At 29.1% G+C, this 19,302-nt stretch carries 22 protein-coding genes; 8 read left to right on the plus strand and 14 right to left on the minus strand.

All coding sequences use genetic code 11. The features are described 5' to 3' along the window. Positions 1-142 precede the first annotated feature (142 nt). The 10 genes from pgi to BTO07_RS11020 all read right to left on the minus strand — a co-directional run bounded on the left by pgi (position 143) and on the right by BTO07_RS11020 (position 11,126). On the minus strand, positions 143-1,711 hold the full coding sequence (gene pgi, locus BTO07_RS10975) for a glucose-6-phosphate isomerase (RefSeq protein WP_087521269.1): 1,569 nt from the start codon (positions 1,709-1,711) through the stop codon (positions 143-145). A gap of 5 nt (positions 1,712-1,716) precedes the next feature. After that, positions 1,717-2,985, minus strand: coding sequence for a peptidoglycan DD-metalloendopeptidase family protein (locus tag BTO07_RS10980; protein WP_087521270.1), 1,269 nt, complete (start codon positions 2,983-2,985; stop codon positions 1,717-1,719). Positions 2,986-3,276: 291 nt separating this feature from the next. Further along, on the minus strand, positions 3,277-4,047 hold the full coding sequence (locus BTO07_RS10985; protein ID WP_087522620.1) for a DUF3108 domain-containing protein: 771 nt from the start codon (positions 4,045-4,047) through the stop codon (positions 3,277-3,279). Positions 4,048-4,238: 191 nt separating this feature from the next. Continuing rightward, positions 4,239-5,156, minus strand: coding sequence for a tryptophan 2,3-dioxygenase family protein (locus BTO07_RS10990; RefSeq protein ID WP_087521271.1), 918 nt, complete (start codon positions 5,154-5,156; stop codon positions 4,239-4,241). A 151-nt stretch (positions 5,157-5,307) separates the two neighbouring features. Continuing rightward, the gene (hppD, locus tag BTO07_RS10995; protein ID WP_087521272.1) at positions 5,308-6,468 is read right to left on the minus strand and encodes a 4-hydroxyphenylpyruvate dioxygenase; all 1,161 of its coding nucleotides are present in this window, start codon (positions 6,466-6,468) and stop codon (positions 5,308-5,310) included. Positions 6,469-6,711: 243 nt separating this feature from the next. Beyond that, a complete protein-coding gene (locus BTO07_RS11000; RefSeq protein ID WP_087521273.1) occupies positions 6,712-7,869 on the minus strand; it encodes a homogentisate 1,2-dioxygenase in 1,158 nt (385 codons plus the stop codon). A gap of 183 nt (positions 7,870-8,052) precedes the next feature. After that, positions 8,053-8,373 (minus strand): hypothetical protein, encoded by a 321-nt coding sequence (locus BTO07_RS11005; protein ID WP_087521274.1) that lies wholly within the window; start codon positions 8,371-8,373, stop codon positions 8,053-8,055. A 125-nt stretch (positions 8,374-8,498) separates the two neighbouring features. Continuing rightward, positions 8,499-9,554 carry an NAD(P)/FAD-dependent oxidoreductase gene (locus tag BTO07_RS11010; protein WP_087521275.1) on the minus strand — a complete coding sequence of 352 codons (1,056 nt, stop codon included), beginning with the start codon at positions 9,552-9,554 and terminating at the stop codon, positions 8,499-8,501. Positions 9,555-9,745: 191 nt separating this feature from the next. Next, positions 9,746-9,982 (minus strand): NifU family protein, encoded by a 237-nt coding sequence (locus BTO07_RS11015; protein ID WP_087521276.1) that lies wholly within the window; start codon positions 9,980-9,982, stop codon positions 9,746-9,748. A gap of 4 nt (positions 9,983-9,986) precedes the next feature. Further along, the gene (locus tag BTO07_RS11020; RefSeq protein WP_087521277.1) at positions 9,987-11,126 is read right to left on the minus strand and encodes an Mrp/NBP35 family ATP-binding protein; all 1,140 of its coding nucleotides are present in this window, start codon (positions 11,124-11,126) and stop codon (positions 9,987-9,989) included. Positions 11,127-11,303: 177 nt separating this feature from the next. On the opposite strand from BTO07_RS11020, the gene BTO07_RS11025 reads away from it, so the two are divergent. Then, a complete protein-coding gene (locus BTO07_RS11025; protein WP_087521278.1) occupies positions 11,304-11,756 on the plus strand; it encodes a hypothetical protein in 453 nt (150 codons plus the stop codon). A gap of 77 nt (positions 11,757-11,833) precedes the next feature. On the opposite strand, the gene BTO07_RS11030 is transcribed toward BTO07_RS11025, so the two are convergent. Continuing rightward, complete coding sequence (locus BTO07_RS11030) at positions 11,834-12,175, minus strand: MGMT family protein (protein ID WP_087521279.1); 342 nt, start codon at positions 12,173-12,175, stop codon at positions 11,834-11,836. A 287-nt stretch (positions 12,176-12,462) separates the two neighbouring features. Here BTO07_RS11030 and BTO07_RS11035 point away from each other — a divergent pair, with 287 nt between their 5' ends. Beyond that, positions 12,463-12,822, plus strand: a complete 360-nt coding sequence (locus tag BTO07_RS11035) for a hypothetical protein (RefSeq protein WP_157663331.1) — start codon at positions 12,463-12,465, stop codon at positions 12,820-12,822. A gap of 82 nt (positions 12,823-12,904) precedes the next feature. On the opposite strand, the gene trmB is transcribed toward BTO07_RS11035, so the two are convergent. Next, positions 12,905-13,576, minus strand: a complete 672-nt coding sequence (gene trmB, locus BTO07_RS11040; RefSeq protein ID WP_087521281.1) for a tRNA (guanosine(46)-N7)-methyltransferase TrmB — start codon at positions 13,574-13,576, stop codon at positions 12,905-12,907. A gap of 9 nt (positions 13,577-13,585) precedes the next feature. Continuing rightward, positions 13,586-13,807, minus strand: a complete 222-nt coding sequence (locus BTO07_RS11045) for a DUF6341 family protein (protein ID WP_087521282.1) — start codon at positions 13,805-13,807, stop codon at positions 13,586-13,588. 41 nt (positions 13,808-13,848) lie between these two features. Here BTO07_RS11045 and BTO07_RS17555 point away from each other — a divergent pair, with 41 nt between their 5' ends. After that, complete coding sequence (locus tag BTO07_RS17555; RefSeq protein ID WP_232457018.1) at positions 13,849-14,778, plus strand: DUF6427 family protein; 930 nt, start codon at positions 13,849-13,851, stop codon at positions 14,776-14,778. Here the strand turns inward: BTO07_RS17555 and upp are convergent. Continuing rightward, positions 14,773-15,426: a uracil phosphoribosyltransferase gene (upp, locus tag BTO07_RS11055; protein WP_087521284.1), complete on the minus strand. Its 654-nt coding sequence runs from the start codon at positions 15,424-15,426 to the stop codon at positions 14,773-14,775. The genes BTO07_RS17555 and upp overlap by 6 nt on opposite strands. 96 nt (positions 15,427-15,522) lie before the next feature. Here upp and lysM point away from each other — a divergent pair, with 96 nt between their 5' ends. From lysM to nadD, 5 genes are all read left to right on the plus strand, one after another. Further along, complete coding sequence (gene lysM, locus BTO07_RS11060) at positions 15,523-15,993, plus strand: peptidoglycan-binding protein LysM (protein ID WP_087521285.1); 471 nt, start codon at positions 15,523-15,525, stop codon at positions 15,991-15,993. Positions 15,994-16,113: 120 nt separating this feature from the next. Further along, entirely contained in the window at positions 16,114-17,010 is an 897-nt protein-coding gene (locus BTO07_RS11065) for a DMT family transporter (RefSeq protein ID WP_087521286.1), read from the plus strand. A 48-nt stretch (positions 17,011-17,058) separates the two neighbouring features. Further along, positions 17,059-17,913: a YicC family protein gene (locus tag BTO07_RS11070; protein ID WP_087522621.1), complete on the plus strand. Its 855-nt coding sequence runs from the start codon at positions 17,059-17,061 to the stop codon at positions 17,911-17,913. 73 nt (positions 17,914-17,986) lie between these two features. Then, entirely contained in the window at positions 17,987-18,601 is a 615-nt protein-coding gene (gmk, locus tag BTO07_RS11075) for a guanylate kinase (RefSeq protein ID WP_442956786.1), read from the plus strand. Positions 18,602-18,683: 82 nt separating this feature from the next. Continuing rightward, the gene (nadD, locus tag BTO07_RS11080) at positions 18,684-19,268 is read left to right on the plus strand and encodes a nicotinate (nicotinamide) nucleotide adenylyltransferase (protein WP_087521287.1); all 585 of its coding nucleotides are present in this window, start codon (positions 18,684-18,686) and stop codon (positions 19,266-19,268) included. The last annotated feature ends 34 nt before the right edge of the window (positions 19,269-19,302 follow it).

Raw genomic sequence — 19,302 nt, forward strand, 5'->3', positions numbered from 1 at the left:
GATTTAACAAAAAATTAAGACATCGAAATATATAAAATTAAAAATTAAAAACTGAGAATCAAGCTATTACATATTAACAAATTTGTTAACATAAAGCTACGAAACAGTTAATTATTAAATAATCAATTTAGAACAGTCGATTTTACTGATTATTCAATAATTTTTTAGCCAGTTCTTTTCCTAATTCTACTCCAAATTGATCATAACTATATATGTTCCATAAAATTCCTTGTGTAAAGATTTTATGTTCATAAAGTGCTATTAATTTCCCTAAAGAACGAGGAGTTAATTTATCAAAAAGAATTGCATTACTTGGTCTGTTTCCTTCAAAAACTTTAAATGGTAAAAGTGATCCAATTTTATCTTCATTTCCAGAAAACTTCAATTCTAAATGAACCTCTTCTTTTGTTTTACCAAAAGCCAAAGCATCCATTTGACCGTAATAGTTTGCCATTAATTTTTTGTGATGATCTGTTAAACCATATAAAGACTCTTTATAACCAATAAAATCACACGGAATTAATTTAGTTCCTTGATGCACTAACTGCATAAAAGCATGCTGCATATTTGTACCTGTGCTTCCCCAAACAATTGTTCCTGTCTGATAATCAATTTTATCTCCATTTCTATCTACACCTTTACCATTACTTTCCATAATAGCTTGTTGTAAATAATCTGGAAGTTTCTTTAAATACTGAGAATAAGGTAAAACAGCTTCTGTTTCTGCTCCATAAAAATTATTATACCAGATACTTAACAGTGCTAAAATTACAGGAATATTTTGATCAAAATCTTCGTTTTTATAGTGAAGATCCATTTCTTCTGCCCCTTCTAACAATGCTTTATAATTATCGTAACCAACAGATAAACTGATAGACAAACCAACTGCAGACCAAAGAGAAAAACGACCTCCAACCCAATTCCACATAGGAAAAACGTTTTTCTTGTCGATTCCAAAATTATCTACCGCTTCTAAATTTGTAGAAACAGCAACAAAATGTTTAGGAATATCGAAAATAGTTGCCGATTTTAAAAACCAGTTTTTAATCGTTTCTGAATTCGTGATTGTTTCTTGTGTCGTAAATGTTTTTGATACAATTACAAACAAAGTCGTTTCAGGGTTTAAGGTTTTTATAATTTCTGAAACATGATCTCCATCTACATTAGAAACAAAATGAGTTGTTAATTGATTCTTATAATATTTTAAAGACTCTACAACCATATCTGGTCCTAAGTCCGATCCACCAATACCAATATTTACAATATCTGTAATAGATTTACCTGTATATCCTTTCCATTTACCAGAAATAACTTTGTTAGAAAAACTTTTAATTTTTCTTAAAGCAGCCTGAATTTGAGGTTTAATATTTTTCCCTTCAACCAAAATTGGTTCTTCAGAAGTGCTTCTTAAAGCTGTGTGTAAAACTTCTCTTCCTTCTGTAACATTTATTACTTCACCAGAATATTGTTTTTCAATTGCATCTTTTAAATCTACTTCTTTTGCTAATTCTACTAATAAACTAATGGTCTCTTTTGTAATTCTATTTTTAGAAAAATCAACTGATAAATCATCAAAATTTAATGAAAAATCTTCTTTTCTATTTACTTCCTTATCTAAATCTTTTATGTTGATATTTTGAATATCATTAAAATGATTTGTTAATGCTTTCCAAGCGTTGGTTGTAGTTGGGTTGATGTTTTTTAATGCCATTATATTTATTTTTTCGCTATATAGTCTATAACTTCTGGCTCTTTAACCGGAAGTATTTTATTTTCTAATTGATATTTAAGTGGTTTCATAAACTCTAAAAACTTAGGTTTTAAACTCTTCTTTAAAGGTTCTGCTGCTGGTAATTTTTGTTTAAATGGATCTACTTCTTTCCCATTTTTCCAAAAACGATAACAAACGTGTGGTCCTCCTGTATTTCCTGTCATTCCTACCCAACCAATTACATCTCCTTGTTTTACGTATTGTCCTTTTTTAACTTTACGTTTTTTCATATGAAGATACTGTGTTGAATATGTGTTATTATGTTTCAATTTTACATAATTTCCATTACCTCCTCTTCTTTCAGATTTTGTAACAGTTCCACTTGCAGTTGCTAAAATTGGAGTTCCTCTGTTGGCTGCAAAATCTGTACCTCTATGTGGTTTAATTCTATTACCATAAAAAGCAATTCTTCTTTTTAGGTTATATCTTGATGAAATTCTGTATTGAAATTTTATTGGAGATTTTAAAAATTGACTACGTAACATATTTCCATTCTCATCATAATATTCTGGAATCCCTTTAATTGAATCTGCTAAGTATTTAAAAGCAAAAAGATCTTGTCCTTTGTGTTTAAAAACTGCCGATTTCACATCTCCATAACCAGCAAAAATAGTATCGTCAATAAATCTCTCTTCATACATAAACTTAAAAGAATCTCCTTTTTGAAGTTTATAAAAATCTAAAGTCCATGCATAAATATCTGCAATCGTATACGTTAAATTTGCTGATAAATGTAAACTATCCATTGTAACAGATAAACTTGAGTTTATAACACCTTTTGCAGTTCTTAAAATAGTTTTTATAGGTTTTTGATGACGTTTTACGGTAATAATTGAATCTTTAAAATCTACAATTGTAGCATTAATTTTATCGTGTTTATAAATAAAAACCTTTGCTTTTTCTACTGAATCTTTACTAGCTAAAATAGTATAAGGTTTACCTGCTCTAACTCTTCTAACATCAAAAACTTCTTTAATTGACCCTGCTATTTGATTAATTTTAGGGTAAAAAACATGATGCCTATCTAAAATAGCTCCAAAACTTTCTCCTCTTTCAATAGTGTCTTGTATCACAACAAAGTCGTCTAATTTATAACCAAATCGATATACAGGTTTTGGTTTTACTTTTTTAAGAGTTGTAACTGACTTTTCTATATCTTTTTTACAAGATGAAAATGAGATAATTAAAACTAAAAGGAGGAATATTTTTTTCAAAAAACGGGTGCTATTTAATGTGGCTTTCAAAAGTACAAATAAAAAAGTTTTTTAAGTCTCTAATCTTAATGAAGTTCCTAAAACGGTTTCGTTAAAGTTTCCATAAATTCTGGGATTACTTATTAATTTAGTGAAAAATTAAAATTGTCAAAATCATTTCAAAAAAATAAGAAAGATTACTTATGAAAGAAATAAAGATAAACCAATCACTTTTAACAATTCAATTATTGAGATTAAAATGAATAAAAATAAAGGCTTACTTATTAAGAAATGATAACAAATACAATAGAATTAGTTTTTAACAAATGGATTTGCTAAACCTTTGTAATGTTCTAACTCTGCTCTAAGAGAACCAACAGATAAATTTGCTTTCATTTTAATTGGTATTTTATTTGCATCATCAGTAATCCACAGTGTAACACTTTCTTGTGCTTTAAAAACTCTACCAGATTGAACCATAGGTCTAAAAATCATTGTTTTTACTTTTCCGAATTTTGTTTTTAAAACTTCTCTTCCTAAAAAACGTAACTTAAAAGGGTATACTTGAGAATCCATAAACATATCAATTGCAATTTCTTCTCCTTTTTTCATGTTTTTTACATCTCTATTTCTTAAATAATAAAAAGAAGAAAGCATGTCTTGCACATTAAAAAACGCTACGGAAGTATCTTTTTGTAAAGTAAAATCTTGTGTATAAGCTTTATTTGAAAGATGGTTAAATGAAGTTATTCTATGTTTTTTATAACCACCTTCATCAATCTTTCTTTTAAAAAGATAAGGCCTAACGGTATCTTTATCAAAATAAGATTCATATTTATCATCTACTTGAAAAAACCATTTAATCATACCAGAAGTCCAACCAGAACCTTTTGTATGAAATACTTTTTTACCATTTAATTCTTTTTCTTTAACTTCTAAAACTGCTGTTCCAGCTCTTAGAAATCCACTGTAGCTCATTTTATAACGCAGCGACTCACCACTTTTAAAGGCGACTGATTTTTCTTGACTATTAGTAGTTGTCAAGAAAAAAAACGTAAAAAATAATAGGATATACTTATTCATAGAAACCAAACTTATAAAAAAGTAATGACAATTACCGTTCCAAAACAAAAAAAACCATTTAATATCTATTAGTAAATAGCTTTTTAACATGTATTTATGAGTTCTCTATACCCAATTAAATTGAGTATAAACTTTATGAGAATGACAATTTTAACTGTAATATCAATAAAAAATTGATGAATTAGTCTAATTTAAAATGTTCCCCAGTTTTTTAATTCTTCTTCACTCCATAAATATGGATAAAAAATTCTTCTTTGATATTTTGGATGCATGTATTTACGCCAATTACTACCACCTGTAGCTTTTAATTCTGAATCACTACCACCAATATATTTTGCAGCTGCATTGTAATGAGCCATTACCCACTTTACATTTACAGTATAATCGTAATGACGCATTGCTTTGATTAAATCTTTATTTTCTTGTACTTCTTTTGGAAGTTGTTTAAATTTTAGAGATAAATTAATATCATTATAATCTTCCATAAAATCGATAAAATCTCCCATATATTTTTTCTCAAAAAGATTTAATAAAGTTGATTTTTGCCCAGTTGTATAATTTTTACCTGCAGCTTGCCAATACAAATGATTATAGGCATTTTTAAATGATGAACTTCTATCTATAGAATCTCTAAAACGAACATCAATTAAATTAATCAATTCTGTGGAAGCAAATTCAATTTTTCTGTATTGAGCACTTTGAAAACCACTTGCAGGCGTTAATGTATTTCTGAATTTTAAATATTGTTCACGTTCCATTCCATCTGCCATCACAGTAAAAGAACTGCATAACATATCAAAATATCGGCTAATTCTACCTAAATGCATCGAAAATTTAGCTGCAGTAACTTCAGTTGTTTTTGCAACTTGATCAATTTCCCACAAAATCATTTTAAATAACAACTCATTAACCTGATGATACATGATAAAAACCATTTCATCTGGTTGTGTTGTTCTTGGAGTTTGTAAACCTAACAAAGCATCTGTTTGAATATAATCCCAATACGTAATTGGTGTACTATGAAGTAAACCTTCCAACATAGCATCTACTGGAACACCTAACTTATCGTACTTTTCTTCTATTGCTTTTAAAATTTCGTCTCTTTCCATTGCTGTTTGATGTATAAAAAAAATCAAGAAGCAAGATAGTTAAATCTTGTTTCTTGACTCTATTTTTCTTTTCACTATTTAATAAAGAGATTACTTCATTCTTCGATTAACTTACTCAATTGCAAACTGCTACTGAAGACTGTTTACTGATTTATAATGTTCCTCTTTTTGCTTGTTCTCTTTCTATAGATTCAAATAATGCCTTAAAATTCCCAGCTCCAAAACCTTTTGCGCCCATTCTTTGAATGATTTCGAAAAACAAAGTTGGTCTGTCTTCTACTGGTTTTGTGAAAATTTGTAGTAAATACCCTTCTTCATCAGCATCAATCATAATACCTAACTCTTTTAAGTTTTCGATATCTTCTCTTAATTCATGACTATATTCTTCTAATCTTCCAGGAACTGCGTTGTAATATTCTTCTGGTGGTGTTGATAAAAATTCTACTCCACTATAACGTAATTGAGTTACAGTTGCAATAATATCATCTGTTGCAACTGCAATGTGTTGCACACCTGCTCCTTCATAAAAATCTAAATATTCTTCTATTTGAGAACGTTTTTTCCCTTCTGCTGGTTCATTTATCGGAAACTTAATTCTCCCATTTCCATTAGACATTACTTTACTCATTAAAGCTGAATAATCTGTATGAATCTGCTTGTCATCGAAAGATAGAAAGTTTTCAAACCCCATAACATCTTCATACCATTTTACCCAAACATCCATTTGATTCCACCCCACATTACCAACCATGTGATCTATGTATTTTAAACCTGCAATTGGTGGATTGTAATCTGATTCCCATTTTTGAAAACCTGGTAAAAATGTTCCTTTGTAATTTTTACGCTCTACAAACATATGCACAGTTTCTCCATATGTATAAATTCCTGCTCTTACAACTTCTCCATGTTCATCAGTTTCAACTCTTGGCTCCATGTAAGATTTTGCTCCTCTAGAAGTTGTTTCTTCATAGGCTTTTCTAGCATCTTCTACCCAAAGCGCAATTACTTTTACACCATCGCCATGTTTTACGATATGGTCGTTTATTGGTGATTTACTGTTTAATGGAGTTGTTAAAACTAATTTAATTTTATCTTGCGTTAGTACATAACTCACAACATCTTTAGACCCTGTTTCTAATCCTTTATAAGCATATGATTGAAAACCAAATGCTGTTTTGTAAAAGTGTGCTGCTTGTTTTGCGTTACCAACGTAAAACTCTACATAATCTGTACCTAACAATGGAAGGAAATCTTGTGCTCCTTCAAATATTTTTTCTAAACCGTAGTTTACTGATTTTAAATCGTGTGCCATCTTTTGATGATTTTAGTATTTTGTAATTGCTATTTGTTTGCAAATATGTTTAGCCCAGATTGAAGTCGTTCGAATAACTGTTGATATTCTTAACCTTTTTTATTTTTCTTAAAAAAGATACAACGGAAAGCTGGAAATAGCTTCTTATTATTTTAATGAACTTTTTTACCACATAGCAACATAGAAAACATAGTTTTTAAGTATGTTACTCGCTCCTTCCCTTTGGGAAGGTTGGGATGGACTTTACTCCAACCAAGATTTATAATACGCTTCATCGGCAATTTTCATAGCTTCTTCTGTAACTTGTAAAGGCTTAAAAGTATCTACCATAACTGCTAATTCTTCGGTTTTTGTTTTGCCAATACTTTTTTCTGCTGTTCCTGGATGTGGACCATGAGGAATTCCTGCTGGATGCAAAGAAATATGACCTTGATCGATATCGTTTCTGCTCATAAAATCGCCAGCTACATAATATAAAACCTCGTCTGAATCGATGTTACTGTGGTTGTATGGCGCTGGAATTGCGTTTGGATGATAGTCGTACAAACGCGGCACAAAACTGCAAATTACAAACGTATTTGTTTCAAAAGTTTGATGCACTGGTGGCGGCTGATGAATTCGCCCAGTAATTGGCTCAAAATCGTGTATTGAAAATGCATAAGGAAAATTATAACCATCGTAACCAACAACATCAAAAGGATGTGAAGCGTAAATCATTTCTATAATTTCGCCTTGTTTTTTTACTTTGATTAAGAAATCTCCTAATTCATTATGTGTTTCTAGTTCTTCTGGTCTTCGTAAATCTCGTTCGCAAAATGGTGAATGTTCTAATAATTGACCAAAATAGTTTCTGTATCTTTTTGGAGTATACACTGGCGAATAGGATTCTACGATAAAAAGTCTGTTGTTTTCATCATCGAAGTCTAGTTTGTAAATAATTCCACGAGGAATTACTAAATAATCTCCGTATTTAAAGTTGATATTCCCTAGATGCGTTCTTAATTTTCCGGTTCCTTTATGAATAAAAATAACTTCATCTGCATCTGTATTTTTATAAAAATAATCTGTGGTAGATTTTTTTGGTGCTGATAAAATAATATTACAATCAGAATTTGTTAAAACGATTTTTCTACTTTCTAAATAATCGTTTTCTGGCGGAACTTGAAATCCTCTAAACCTGTATGATTGAATGTTATTTGCTTTCGCTATTTTTGGTTTCACAGAATATTGTTTTCCAATATGTTTTACCATTGTTGGTCTGTGTTCGTGATACGAATTGGTAGACATTCCGTCGAAACCAATTGTACCAAAAAGTTGTTCGTAATATAAACTCCCGTCTTTTTTACGAAACTGCGTGTGTCTTTTAGGTGGAATTTTTCCTAATTTATGATAAAAAGGCATGTTTTTTAATGTATTAAATGATTAAAAATTTGAATGATTTTTAAGTTCATTTAAACAGTTACTCAGGCTTGCGCTTTATTAAAAATTTTAGGTATGTAAGTAAATCTGAAAACATCTCAATCGATTTCGTTGTTCTACAAATATAAGAAAAGATTGTTAGAAAATTATTTTACGATTAAAAAACTAAAGTCCTAAGAATTCCTGAAAAGATGTAAATACCATAAAAATAATTAAAAAAAATGCTAGAATTTTAACCCAAGTAGAAGTTGTTTTTTTATCAATAAAAAAACTAACATCATTAGAATTTGATTGTAATAAGATGTCTTTTGAATGATAAATTGGGCAGTCTAATTCACTAATAGTATCGTTACTTTTTGGGATTCTATTATAATAAAAAAGAAGCATTGAAATAATTACAAATGAACCTAATGTAAACATTAATAAATCATAAGCAGTTGGATAATACCCAAATGGATAGGGTCCAAAACAATTTAAAGCAATCATAGTTTTAATTTTTCTATAAGATAATTATTAGTTCATTATTTCTATAAAACAAGAGTCTATAAAAAAATAAATTAAATATTCATTAACTTATTCTAGATTCCTGCCTTCGCAGGAATGACAAATGATTATTCAATTTTTTTAACAACTGCTTTTGGTGCTTCTTTTTTGGTTCCATCAAAACCTTGTACCCCACCAACTGTAGTGTATTTCATAACATACTTTTTATCTGGAAAAATACGTTTATAAGCACTTTGACACATTAATGTTGCTTCGTGAAAACCACATAAAATCAACTTTAATTTTCCTGGATATGTATTTACATCTCCAATGGCATAAATACCAGGAATATTCGTTTGATAGTCTAATGAATTATCAACTTTGATAGCATTTTTTTCAATTTCTAATCCCCAATTTGCAATAGGACCTAGTTTTGGTGACAATCCAAACAACGGAATAAAATGATCTGTTTCAACGGTAAATGGTTCTTCTCCTTTTTTAACAACAGAAACACCTGTTACTTTATCTGTACCAACAATTCCTTTTACTTCTGCAGGAGTAATCATTGTAATTTTACCTGCATCTTTTAATTCTTGTACTTTATCTACAGAATCTAAAGCGCCTCTAAATTCGTTTCTTCTGTGAATTAAAGTTACTGAAGATGCTACATCTGTCAAAAATATTGACCAATCTAAAGCTGAATCTCCTCCTCCAGAAATAACTACTTTTTTATCGCGATAAAATTCTGGATCACGAATAATGTATTCTACTCCTTTATCTTCAAAATCTGCAATATTTGGTATTGGAGGTTTTCTTGGTTCAAAAGAACCTAAACCACCAGCAATTGCAACTATTTTTGCGTGATGCTCTGTTCCTTTATTTGTTGTTACAATAAAAGTACCATCATCTTGTTTGTCTATTGTTTCTGCACGTTCTCCTAAAGTAAAACCGGGTTCAAATTGTTTAATTTGTTCCATTAATTTATGCGTTAAATCTCCTGCTAAAATTTCTGGATATGCAGGAATATCATAAATAGGTTTCTTTGGATAAATTTCTGAACATTGCCCACCAGCTTGTGGCAAAGCATCTATTAAATGACAACGTAGTTTTAATAAACCAGCTTCAAAAACGGTAAACAATCCTGTTGGTCCTGCACCAATAATTAAGATATCTGTAGTAATCATTTTTTTATTTTTTAAGACCTCATAAGATTATAATCTTATGAGGTCTTTTATGTATGTTAATGAGCGCGTTAGGGATTGAAGTGGTATCCTTTTTTGTTTTTCTCAAAAAAGATACAACGAAAAGCCCGACCTTTTTAGGGAACGCCCAAAAATATATTATTATAGATGTATAAAAACTGATTATTGTCAGTTTACCCTATATTAACAACCTCTTTAATTTGTGGAGCATACTTTTTAATAGTAGCTTCTACTCCGTTTTTTAAAGTCATTTGATTTACAGAACAACCTGTACAAGCACCTTCTAACTGCACTTTTACGATATCATCCTCTATAGAAAGCAGCTTAATATTTCCTCCATCGCTTATTAAAAAAGGACGAATTTCATCTAACGCTTTTTCAACATTATTTAATGTTTCTTGTTCTGTCATAACCTTATTTTTTAACTGAACTACAACCACTCATTGTTGTAATTCTAACAACTTCTGTTGGTGGTAAATTTGCATTTCTTTTTAATAATTCGGCAACCATTTCTTTAGTAATATCATTAAATGATTTTTCTAAAATAGTTCCTTCTTGTAAAGCTACAGGACGACCAACGTCTCCAGCTTCTCGAATACTTTGTACCAATGGAATTTCACCTAAAAACCTAGTTTTAATATCTGTTGCTAAATTTTTTGCTCCATCTTTACCAAAGATATAATATTTATTGTCTGGCAATTCTTCTGGTGTAAAATAAGCCATGTTTTCAATGATTCCTAAAACAGGAACATTAATATTTTCTTGTTGAAACATTGCAACACCTTTTTTAGCATCTGCTAACGCAATGTTTTGTGGTGTACTTACTACAACTGCTCCGTTTATTGGTAATGCTTGTACTATTGATAAATGCACATCTCCTGTTCCTGGAGGTAAATCAATCAATAAGAAATCTAATTCTCCCCAATCTGCATCAAAAATTAATTGATTTAATGCTTTTGAAGCCATTGGTCCACGCCAGATAACTGCTTGATCTGGATTTGTGAAAAACCCTAAAGACAATAATTTAACTCCGTAATTTTCTACAGGTTTCATCTTAGAACGACCATCAATCTTCACAGAAAGTGGTCTTGCTTTTTCTACATCAAACATAATATGTTGTGATGGCCCATAAACATCTGCATCTAAAACGCCAACACTAAAGCCCATTTTAGCTAAAGAAATTGCTGTATTTGAAGTAATTGTAGATTTACCTACACCACCTTTACCAGATGCAATTGCAATAATATTTTTAATATTAGGAATTGCTTTTCCTTTAATTTGATTCGGATTTTCTTTTACTGCTGGTTTTTCTACTGTTAATTTGATTTTTACATCAATATCTTCGCCAACAAGTGTTTGAATAGCCTTCGTAATTTCTAATTCAACTTTCTTTTTTGCTTGTAAGGTTGGATTACTGATTGTAACATCTATTAACACTTCGTCACCAAAAGCAACAACGTTTGTAATATTATTATTTTCTATTAAACTCTTACCCTCTCCTGGAGCTGTAATAGTTTCTAATGCTTTGTATATATCTTGTTTTTTAAAACTCATTTTAGAGACTTTAATTATAATTTATTCTGAATTACAAAGATACTTTTAAAAAAACTTGTAAGGAAGTAAAGGAGTAATTACTACAATTAAAAAACGAATAAAAGTTTAAAAACAACATTTTATATTGTTTTTAAATAATTTTTATTACATTTATAAAATAATTTAACCCCTACGATTATGAAAAACGCAAGCCCCCTAAAATGTGTAGCTTTCCTATTATTGATTTCTTTTAATTTTCAAACATCTTTTTCTCAAGACCTAGCATTAAGTAATTTCTTAAAGCCTTTGTCTAAATCTTATGCAATATCTAATAATATTGTTGTTAAGAATGCTGTTTTAGAAGATGGAAACTATACGTACATATTTAAAGAGAAAAATATCTCAGTAGAGATTAAAGATGGTTACTACTATGAGTATCATCCTAACAAAGAATACATTAAAGCTAAAATTGATTGGGTAACTGAATACAAGTACAACCTAGTTATTGTTGATATCGAAAAAAGAGCTTCTCCTTTAAAAATTGGTAGTAAACTTACTGCCGAAATAACAAAAATTGAAGGTGATGAATATTTTTACACATCTGTTTTAAATAATAAAAAAGGAAGTGGTAGCTTTAAAAAAGTAAAGTAATTAAACTATTACGTTTAAAGATTAAAATAAAAATCTCATCAATATTTGATGGGATTTTTTTTTGATTATTTCAATAATTAGTAAATACTAGGCAACTCATTCATAGGAATCCACAAAACTTTTTCTAAATCTTGTATTTGATTTTCAACAACAACAATTCCTTCACTTTCTAATAATTGCTGCATTAAGTTAGTACCGTCAAAATGATGTTTTCCTGTTAGTAATCCTTTTCTATTTACAACTCTATGTGCAGGAATGTCTTCTAAATTATGAGCTTTATTCATTGCCCAACCTACCATTCTTGCAGATCTTGCTGCACCTAAATAGGTTGCAATAGCTCCATAACTGGTAACTCTTCCGTAAGGAATTAAGCGTGTTACTTTATAAACTTTATCAAAAAAATTATCAGATTCTTTCACGAAGTGAAGATAGGAAATATTCGAATTATAAGATGATATTCTAAAAGAACCTTTCAATTGTTCTCAAGTAAACAATTTTCAATTACTATAAACCTTAACCTTTAACTGCCTACAGTTCGACAATAGAAAATTGTTATTCGGCAGAAACCATCAAATTGTTTTTGAATATTGATCTAATTTTAAAGTAAATTTAATCACTTAAAGTTATGAAACACACATCTCACATAATTTATATAGCATCCCTTATATTGATTTCATTTAATTCTCAAATAACTTTTTCTCAAAATATGATAGACAAACCATCGTCAAAATCTCACTCAATGTTTAATAAAGTTATTGTTGAGCGTGGTATATTAAATGATGGAAAATATACCTACGAATTTAAAGGGAAAAAAGTTTTAGTAGAAATTAAAGATGGCTACTACTATGAGTACCATCCAGAAAAAGAGTACATTAAAGCAAAAATTGACTGGTTAACAGAATATAGATACAAACTTACTATAGTTGATCTTCAGAAAAGAGGAGTTCCTTTAAAAATTGGTAGTAAACTTACTTCTATAATCGTGAAAATTGAAGGAGACGAATATTTTTACACCTCTATTTTAAACAAAAAAACAGGAAAAGGAAGCTTTAAAAAAGTGAATTAAATTACTTTTCTCCAATTTAACAAAAAAACCCTCATCAAGTTTTGATGAGGATTTTTTGTAATTATTAATGGATCAGAAAACACTAATATTTTAATCTGAATTTTATATACGTAATAGGTTTATCAACCTCTAAATATTGATTTTCGTAAAAAGTTTGTGTCTCTGTAACTTCTTTTGGTGCGCCTTCGTTTTTATATACAGTATGATTTGCATATAAAATTTCATGCCCTTCTCCATGTAACAAACCTAAAGTATAACCATGCATAAATTCAGAATCTGTTTTTAGATTCATAATACCCTCTTCATTTAAAATATGATAGTATTTTTTCATAAAACTAGAATTTGTCATTCTATGTTTTGTACGCTGAAACTTTATTTGTGGATCTGGAAAAGTAATCCAAATCTCTGAAACTTCATTTTCTGCAAAAATAAAATCGACCAACTCAATCTGCGTTCTTACAAAAGCAACGTTTGGTAAATTTTCTTCAATTGCAGTTTTAGCTCCACGCCAAAAACGTGCGCCTTTTATATCGATTCCAATATAATTTTTGTTTGGATTTTTTTGTGCTAAAGCAATCGTATATTCTCCTTTACCACAACCCAACTCAACAACAATAGGATTGTTGTTACCAAAAAAAGAATGCCATTTACCTTTATGAGAGAAATCTGTTACAACTTCTTCTCTTGTTGGTTGAATGACATTTTTAAACGTTTCGTTTTCTTTAAAACGTTTCAATTTGTTTTTGCTTCCCAAAGTATAAAATTAAACTTTATCTTCTGTACCTTCTCTCTTAAACTTAAGAGATTGACTCATCCAATATGCGAATAATACTAATAAAACTATTAGAAATAACCAATTTACTGTATTAGAAATCCACCAACCAAAATCTGCATGCGCTACACTTGTGCGTAACCAATTAAAAGGAAGGAATAATAAATCAGTAAATAAACTACCAATCCATCTAAAAATATTGCTTGCTATCATAACTTAATTATCTTTACGCTGCAAAAATAACAAAAGAAACAATGCTAGCCAATTTTTTAGAGAAATCTAAACCAATCAATTTTATAGTCTATTTAGTATTATTCTTTTGTTTCTTTTTTATAACCGTATTTTCAAATATTTCTGGAGCTGAATTCACGTGGTACAAGGTCTTAGAAAGCGTTTCTTATTTTTTTCTTTTTATTTCTATTTTCTTCTTTTATCATTTTGTAGTTTCAAAAAACAAACTAACTTTCGATAATTCTTACTCTTTTTTCCTCTTTACCTTAACTATAATCCTTTTTATCTCTAAGTTATTTGACTTTAAAGTGCTAATACTACTTTTAGTATACCTTCTCTTTTTAAGAAAAATTTATAGTTTACGATCATCAAAAAAAGTGATTCAAAAAATATTTGATAGTGGTTTTTGGTTAGGAATTCTTTGTATTCTAGAACCGTTTTCATTGCTATTTTCAATTTTGATATTTGCAGCAATTTTATTACATCAAAAAATAACAATTCATACACTAGTATCTCCTATTATAGGTTTTATTACTCCATTAGTAACCTATTCTGCTTATTTATTCTGGAATGATTCTATTGATGTGTTTACACAACTATTTTATTTTGATGAGATAAATAACCTATTCATTTACGCAGAAGATTATACCTTTTGGATTTTTGGAGTAATCGTTTTACTAACTATTTTATCTATCTTTTTAAAATCGCCAAAAGCATTATCTGTAAATAATTCTTTTAAGAAAAATTGGATACTATTAATAATTAATGCAATTATTACAGCAATTTTTGCTTTTATAATTACAGAAAAAAATGGCTCTGAAATTATTTTTTTATTAGTACCATCATCCATAATTATTGCAAATGGATTTGAAGTTATTCAAAAAAACGTATTAAAAAACATTCTATTTGGATTATTACTAATTGGAACTGTTATAACTTTTTTCTGGTTATAATTTAGGTCCAAACGCTAAATCACCAGCATCCCCTAAACCAGGAACAATATATCCTTTGCTATTCAATACAGGATCTACTGCAGCAATCCATAAATGTGTGTTTTCAGGAAATTTGTCTTTTAGATACTCAATACCTTCTTCAGAACCAATTACAGCAACAATATGAATTTCATTTACAGTTCTTTGTTTTTTTATTGCTTCATAAACAGAAACTAAAGATTGCCCTGTTGCTAACATTGGATCTGCCAGTAATAACGTTTTATTTTCTAGTGAAGGTGCTGCAAAATATTCTACAACAATTTCAAACTCTGCATCATTATTGGGGTGATGTCTATATGCTGATATAAAAGCGTTTTCTGCATCATCAAAATAGTTTAACAACCCTTGGTGTAAAGGTAAACCAGCTCTTAATATTGAACATAAAACGACATCTTTATTAGACAATTGCTCTTCTTTAATACCTAAAGGTGTTTCTATAGAAACATTAGAATATTTTAAACTTTTACTCAACTCATATCCAAGAACCTCTCCAATTCTTTCAATATTTCTTCTAAATCGAAGTGAGTCTTTTTGAACTTTTACATCTCTAATCTCTGAGATGAATTTATTAAGAATAGAATTTTTTTCTTGTAAGTGATGAATTATCATTTTTGTATAAATTATATGAACAAATGTAAAGAAATTGCTTAAAATTTGTATCTTGCCTAAGAACAAAAATCAAAATATTAATAAAAATCAAAAAAAATGGGAATTTTTTCATTCATTAAAAATGCTGGAGCATCAGTTTTCGGTATTGGAAAAACTACAGAAGAAGAAAATGCAGAGAAATCTGGACAATTAAGAAACGCTGTTTCAGCTTTAGAACTAGAGGTTGCTGACTTATCTATTGAGGTAGATGATGATGCTGTAAAACTTTGGGGAGAAGCTGCAGATTTAGCTACTAAAGAAAAAGTAGTTTTAGTTGTTGGTAACACAAATGGTGTTGCATCTGTAGAAGACAATTTAACTGTAGCAGAAGTTGAAGTAATTGAAGAAGCTTTATTAGCTCAATTTCATACAGTAGAAAGCGGAGATACTTTAGGTAAAATTGCAAAAAACTATTATGGTAACGCAATGAAATACCCTGTAATTTTCGAAGCTAACAAACCTATGTTATCACATCCAGATAAAATTTATCCTGGTCAGGTTTTAAGAATACCACCTTTAGTGGACTAATCAAAAGTCAATCAACCAAAGGAAAAAGGGTTTCAATATTTATTTGAAGCTCTTTTTTTATGCAATAAATTTAAAATTTATCATCAACTTAGCGCTTCAAATTTTAGATTTAATCCTTTTATGAATAAAAGAACATTAGCATTAATTGCCGTTTCTATAGCCACGCTAATTTACGGTGTTAATTATACGATTGCTAAAGAAGTAATGCCAGTTTATGTAAAACCTTTTGGCTTTATATTAATAAGGGTTATTGGAGCAACTACAATTTTTTGGGTGCTAAGTTTATTTGTTAAATCTCAAAAAATAGACAAATCCGATTATAAAAAAATACTTTTAGCTTCCTTTTTTGGTGTTGGTTTAAACATGCTAACTTTTTTTAAAGGACTAAGTTTAACAACACCCATAAGTGCTTCTGTTATGATGGTAACATCACCAATAATGGTTTTAATTTTTTCTAGTATTTTAATTAAAAAAAATATTGGCAAACAAAGAATTATAGGTATAATTATAGGTTTAGTTGGCGCCATTATATTAATTACTTATGGTAATTCGCATGAAACTGAGGCAACAAATAGTAATTGGGGTAATTTTTTAGTTTTTGTAAATGCAGCATCTTATGGGTTGTATTTGGTAATCTCTAAAAATTTGATTGAAAAATACCATCCAATTATCCTTGTAAAATGGTTGTATCTATTTGGGTTAATTTTTACAATTCCTTTTGGATACAATGAATTAAAAGAAGTTATATGGCAAGAAATGCCGACAAATATTTATTGGAGTATTGGTTTTGTGGTTGTCTTTACCTCTTGTGTTACCTATCTTTTCAATTTGTATGGTTTATCAAAATTAAAACCTACAACTGTTAGCGTTTTCATTTATTTACAACCTGTAATTGCAACAATTTATGCACTAATTGTTGGTAGCGACTCTTTAAACTTAGTAAAAATCGGCGCAACATTACTCATCTTTTCTGGTGTATATTTAGTAACCAAACAAGTAGAAAATTCTGTTAAATAAAAACTATATTTGCCCCTCATCTAAAACGTTGATTTTATGATTCAATCTATGACTGGTTATGGTAAATCTGTATTACAATTACCTACAAAAAAAGTAACCATAGAAATTAAATCCTTAAACAGTAAAAACCTCGATTTAAACGTTCGAATTCCTTCTTATTATAAAGAGAAAGAATTAGCTGTTCGTAAAAAATTAGCAAGCTCTTTAGTTCGTGGTAAAGTAGATTTTTCAATTTTTGTTGAAATGACTGCTGATGAAACTTCTACAACTATTAATCATGGAGTTGTAAAAGAATATATGCAACAACTTAGAAATGTAGTTCAAACAGGATCTACGGATGATGTTGAGTTATTAAAAATGGCAGTAAGAATGCCAGATGCATTAAAAACAGAACGAGAAGAATTAGATGAAAACGAATGGAATCTTATCAACGAAAGTGTAGATATTGCTATTAAAGATATTGTACAATATAGAGTTGACGAAGCAGCTTCTTTAGAAATAGATTTTAAAGAAAGAATTGCAAATATTAAAACTTATTTAGAAGAAGTAAAAGCTTTAGATGGCGATAGAGTAGAAAACGTTAAAACACGTTTAAAAAAGGCTATTGATGATTTAAAAGTTGATACTGATGAAAATCGTTTTGAACAAGAATTGATTTATTATCTAGAAAAATTAGATATTAATGAAGAAAAAGTTCGTTTAGCAAATCATCTAGATTATTTCTTACAAACATTGACTTCTGAAGAATCTAATGGTAAAAAATTAGGATTTATTGTTCAAGAAATGGGAAGAGAAATAAATACAACAGGTTCTAAAGCAAATTTTGCACCAATGCAAAAAGCAGTAATTCAAATGAAAAACGAGTTAGAGCAAATTAAGGAACAAATTTTAAACGTGCTTTAAATAAAACTTAAAGCAAGCTGAACTTGTTTCAGCTTATCACTATTCATAAACAAGATTCTGAAATAAATTCAGAATGACAAAAATTACAAAATTTATGTCAGATTTTAAAGGGAAGTTATTTGTCTTTTCCGCACCTTCAGGTTCAGGTAAAACGACAATTGTACGTCATTTATTAAAGCAAGAAAGATTTAATCTAGAATTTTCTATTTCTGCAACTTCTAGAGAACCTAGAGGTGAAGAAAAAGAAGGTGAAGATTATTATTTTATCAATTTAAGAGAATTTAAAGATAAAATTAAAAATGATGAATTTTTAGAGTGGGAAGAAGTTTATAGAGATAACTTTTACGGAACTTTAAAAACTGAAGTAGAAAGAATTTGGGCATTAAAAAAACATGTTATTTTTGATATTGATGTTGTTGGCGGATTGAGAATTAAACATAAATTTCCAGATGAAACTTTAGCCGTTTTTGTAAAACCACCAAGTGTAGATGAATTAAAAATTCGTTTAAAAAAGCGTTCTACAGAAAGTGACGACAAAATAAATATGCGTATTGCTAAAGCTTCTGTTGAGTTAGCAACTGCGCCACAATTTGATAAAATTATTAAAAATTACGTACTAGAAGATGCTCTAAAAGAAGCAGAAGAATTAGTGAGTAATTACTTGGAATTAAAGGAGAATAATGAGTAGAAAAACAAGAAAAAAGAGGTAAGAAAAGAGATGAATAAGAAGTCTCTTGTCTTTCATCTCTTTTCTATTATCTTTTAAAAGTATGAGTAAAATCGGTTTATATTTTGGCACCTTCAATCCAATTCATATTGGGCATTTAATTATTGCCAATCATATGGTTGAACATTCAGATTTAAATGAAATTTGGATGGTTGTAACACCTCATAATCCATTTAAAAAGAAAAGTTCTTTGCTTGATAATAATCATCGTTTTGAGATGGTTTACAGGGCAACAGAAAATTATTCGAAGATAAAACCTTCTGATATTGAGTTTAAATTACCGCAACCTAATTACACTGTTTATACATTAGCACATATTTCTGATATATACCCAGACAAAGAATTTTGTTTAATTATGGGTGAAGACAATCTGAAAAATTTACATAAATGGAAAAATTATGAAACTATTTTAGAGCATCATCACATTTATGTGTATCCAAGAATTTCTGAAGGAAAAGTAGAGACTCAGTTTGATAAGCATCCAAAAATTCATAAAGTAGATGCACCAATTGTGCAAATTTCTTCTACCATAATTAGAAACGGAATTAAAGACCAAAAAAACATACAACCACTCTTATCTAAAGAGGTTTGGGAATATGTAGATGAAATGAATTTTTATAGAAAATAATTTCACTTAAAATTCGTTGTATATTTGTTAAACA

Origin of the sequence: Polaribacter sp. SA4-12 (genome assembly GCF_002163675.1) — a bacterium.
Classification (GTDB): Bacteria; Bacteroidota; Bacteroidia; order Flavobacteriales; family Flavobacteriaceae; genus Polaribacter.

Excerpts from the sequence above, each read along its gene's own strand:
- pgi (WP_087521269.1), bottom strand. The coding sequence starts at position 1,711 with ATGGCATTAAAAAACATCAACCCAACTACAACCAACGCTTGGAAAGCA.
- BTO07_RS10985 (WP_087522620.1), bottom strand. The coding sequence starts at position 4,047 with ATGAATAAGTATATCCTATTATTTTTTACGTTTTTTTTCTTGACAACT.
- BTO07_RS10990 (WP_087521271.1), bottom strand. The coding sequence starts at position 5,156 with ATGGAAAGAGACGAAATTTTAAAAGCAATAGAAGAAAAGTACGATAAG.
- hppD (WP_087521272.1), bottom strand. The coding sequence starts at position 6,468 with ATGGCACACGATTTAAAATCAGTAAACTACGGTTTAGAAAAAATATTT.
- BTO07_RS11000 (WP_087521273.1), bottom strand. The coding sequence starts at position 7,869 with ATGCCTTTTTATCATAAATTAGGAAAAATTCCACCTAAAAGACACACG.
- BTO07_RS11005 (WP_087521274.1), bottom strand. The coding sequence starts at position 8,373 with ATGATTGCTTTAAATTGTTTTGGACCCTATCCATTTGGGTATTATCCA.
- BTO07_RS11010 (WP_087521275.1), bottom strand. The coding sequence starts at position 9,554 with ATGATTACTACAGATATCTTAATTATTGGTGCAGGACCAACAGGATTG.
- BTO07_RS11015 (WP_087521276.1), bottom strand. The coding sequence starts at position 9,982 with ATGACAGAACAAGAAACATTAAATAATGTTGAAAAAGCGTTAGATGAA.
- BTO07_RS11020 (WP_087521277.1), bottom strand. The coding sequence starts at position 11,126 with ATGAGTTTTAAAAAACAAGATATATACAAAGCATTAGAAACTATTACA.
- BTO07_RS11025 (WP_087521278.1), top strand. The coding sequence starts at position 11,304 with ATGAAAAACGCAAGCCCCCTAAAATGTGTAGCTTTCCTATTATTGATT.
- BTO07_RS11035 (WP_157663331.1), top strand. The coding sequence starts at position 12,463 with ATGATAGACAAACCATCGTCAAAATCTCACTCAATGTTTAATAAAGTT.
- BTO07_RS11045 (WP_087521282.1), bottom strand. The coding sequence starts at position 13,807 with ATGATAGCAAGCAATATTTTTAGATGGATTGGTAGTTTATTTACTGAT.
- BTO07_RS17555 (WP_232457018.1), top strand. The coding sequence starts at position 13,849 with ATGCTAGCCAATTTTTTAGAGAAATCTAAACCAATCAATTTTATAGTC.
- upp (WP_087521284.1), bottom strand. The coding sequence starts at position 15,426 with ATGATAATTCATCACTTACAAGAAAAAAATTCTATTCTTAATAAATTC.
- lysM (WP_087521285.1), top strand. The coding sequence starts at position 15,523 with ATGGGAATTTTTTCATTCATTAAAAATGCTGGAGCATCAGTTTTCGGT.
- BTO07_RS11065 (WP_087521286.1), top strand. The coding sequence starts at position 16,114 with ATGAATAAAAGAACATTAGCATTAATTGCCGTTTCTATAGCCACGCTA.
- BTO07_RS11070 (WP_087522621.1), top strand. The coding sequence starts at position 17,059 with ATGACTGGTTATGGTAAATCTGTATTACAATTACCTACAAAAAAAGTA.
- gmk (WP_442956786.1), top strand. The coding sequence starts at position 17,987 with ATGACAAAAATTACAAAATTTATGTCAGATTTTAAAGGGAAGTTATTT.
- nadD (WP_087521287.1), top strand. The coding sequence starts at position 18,684 with ATGAGTAAAATCGGTTTATATTTTGGCACCTTCAATCCAATTCATATT.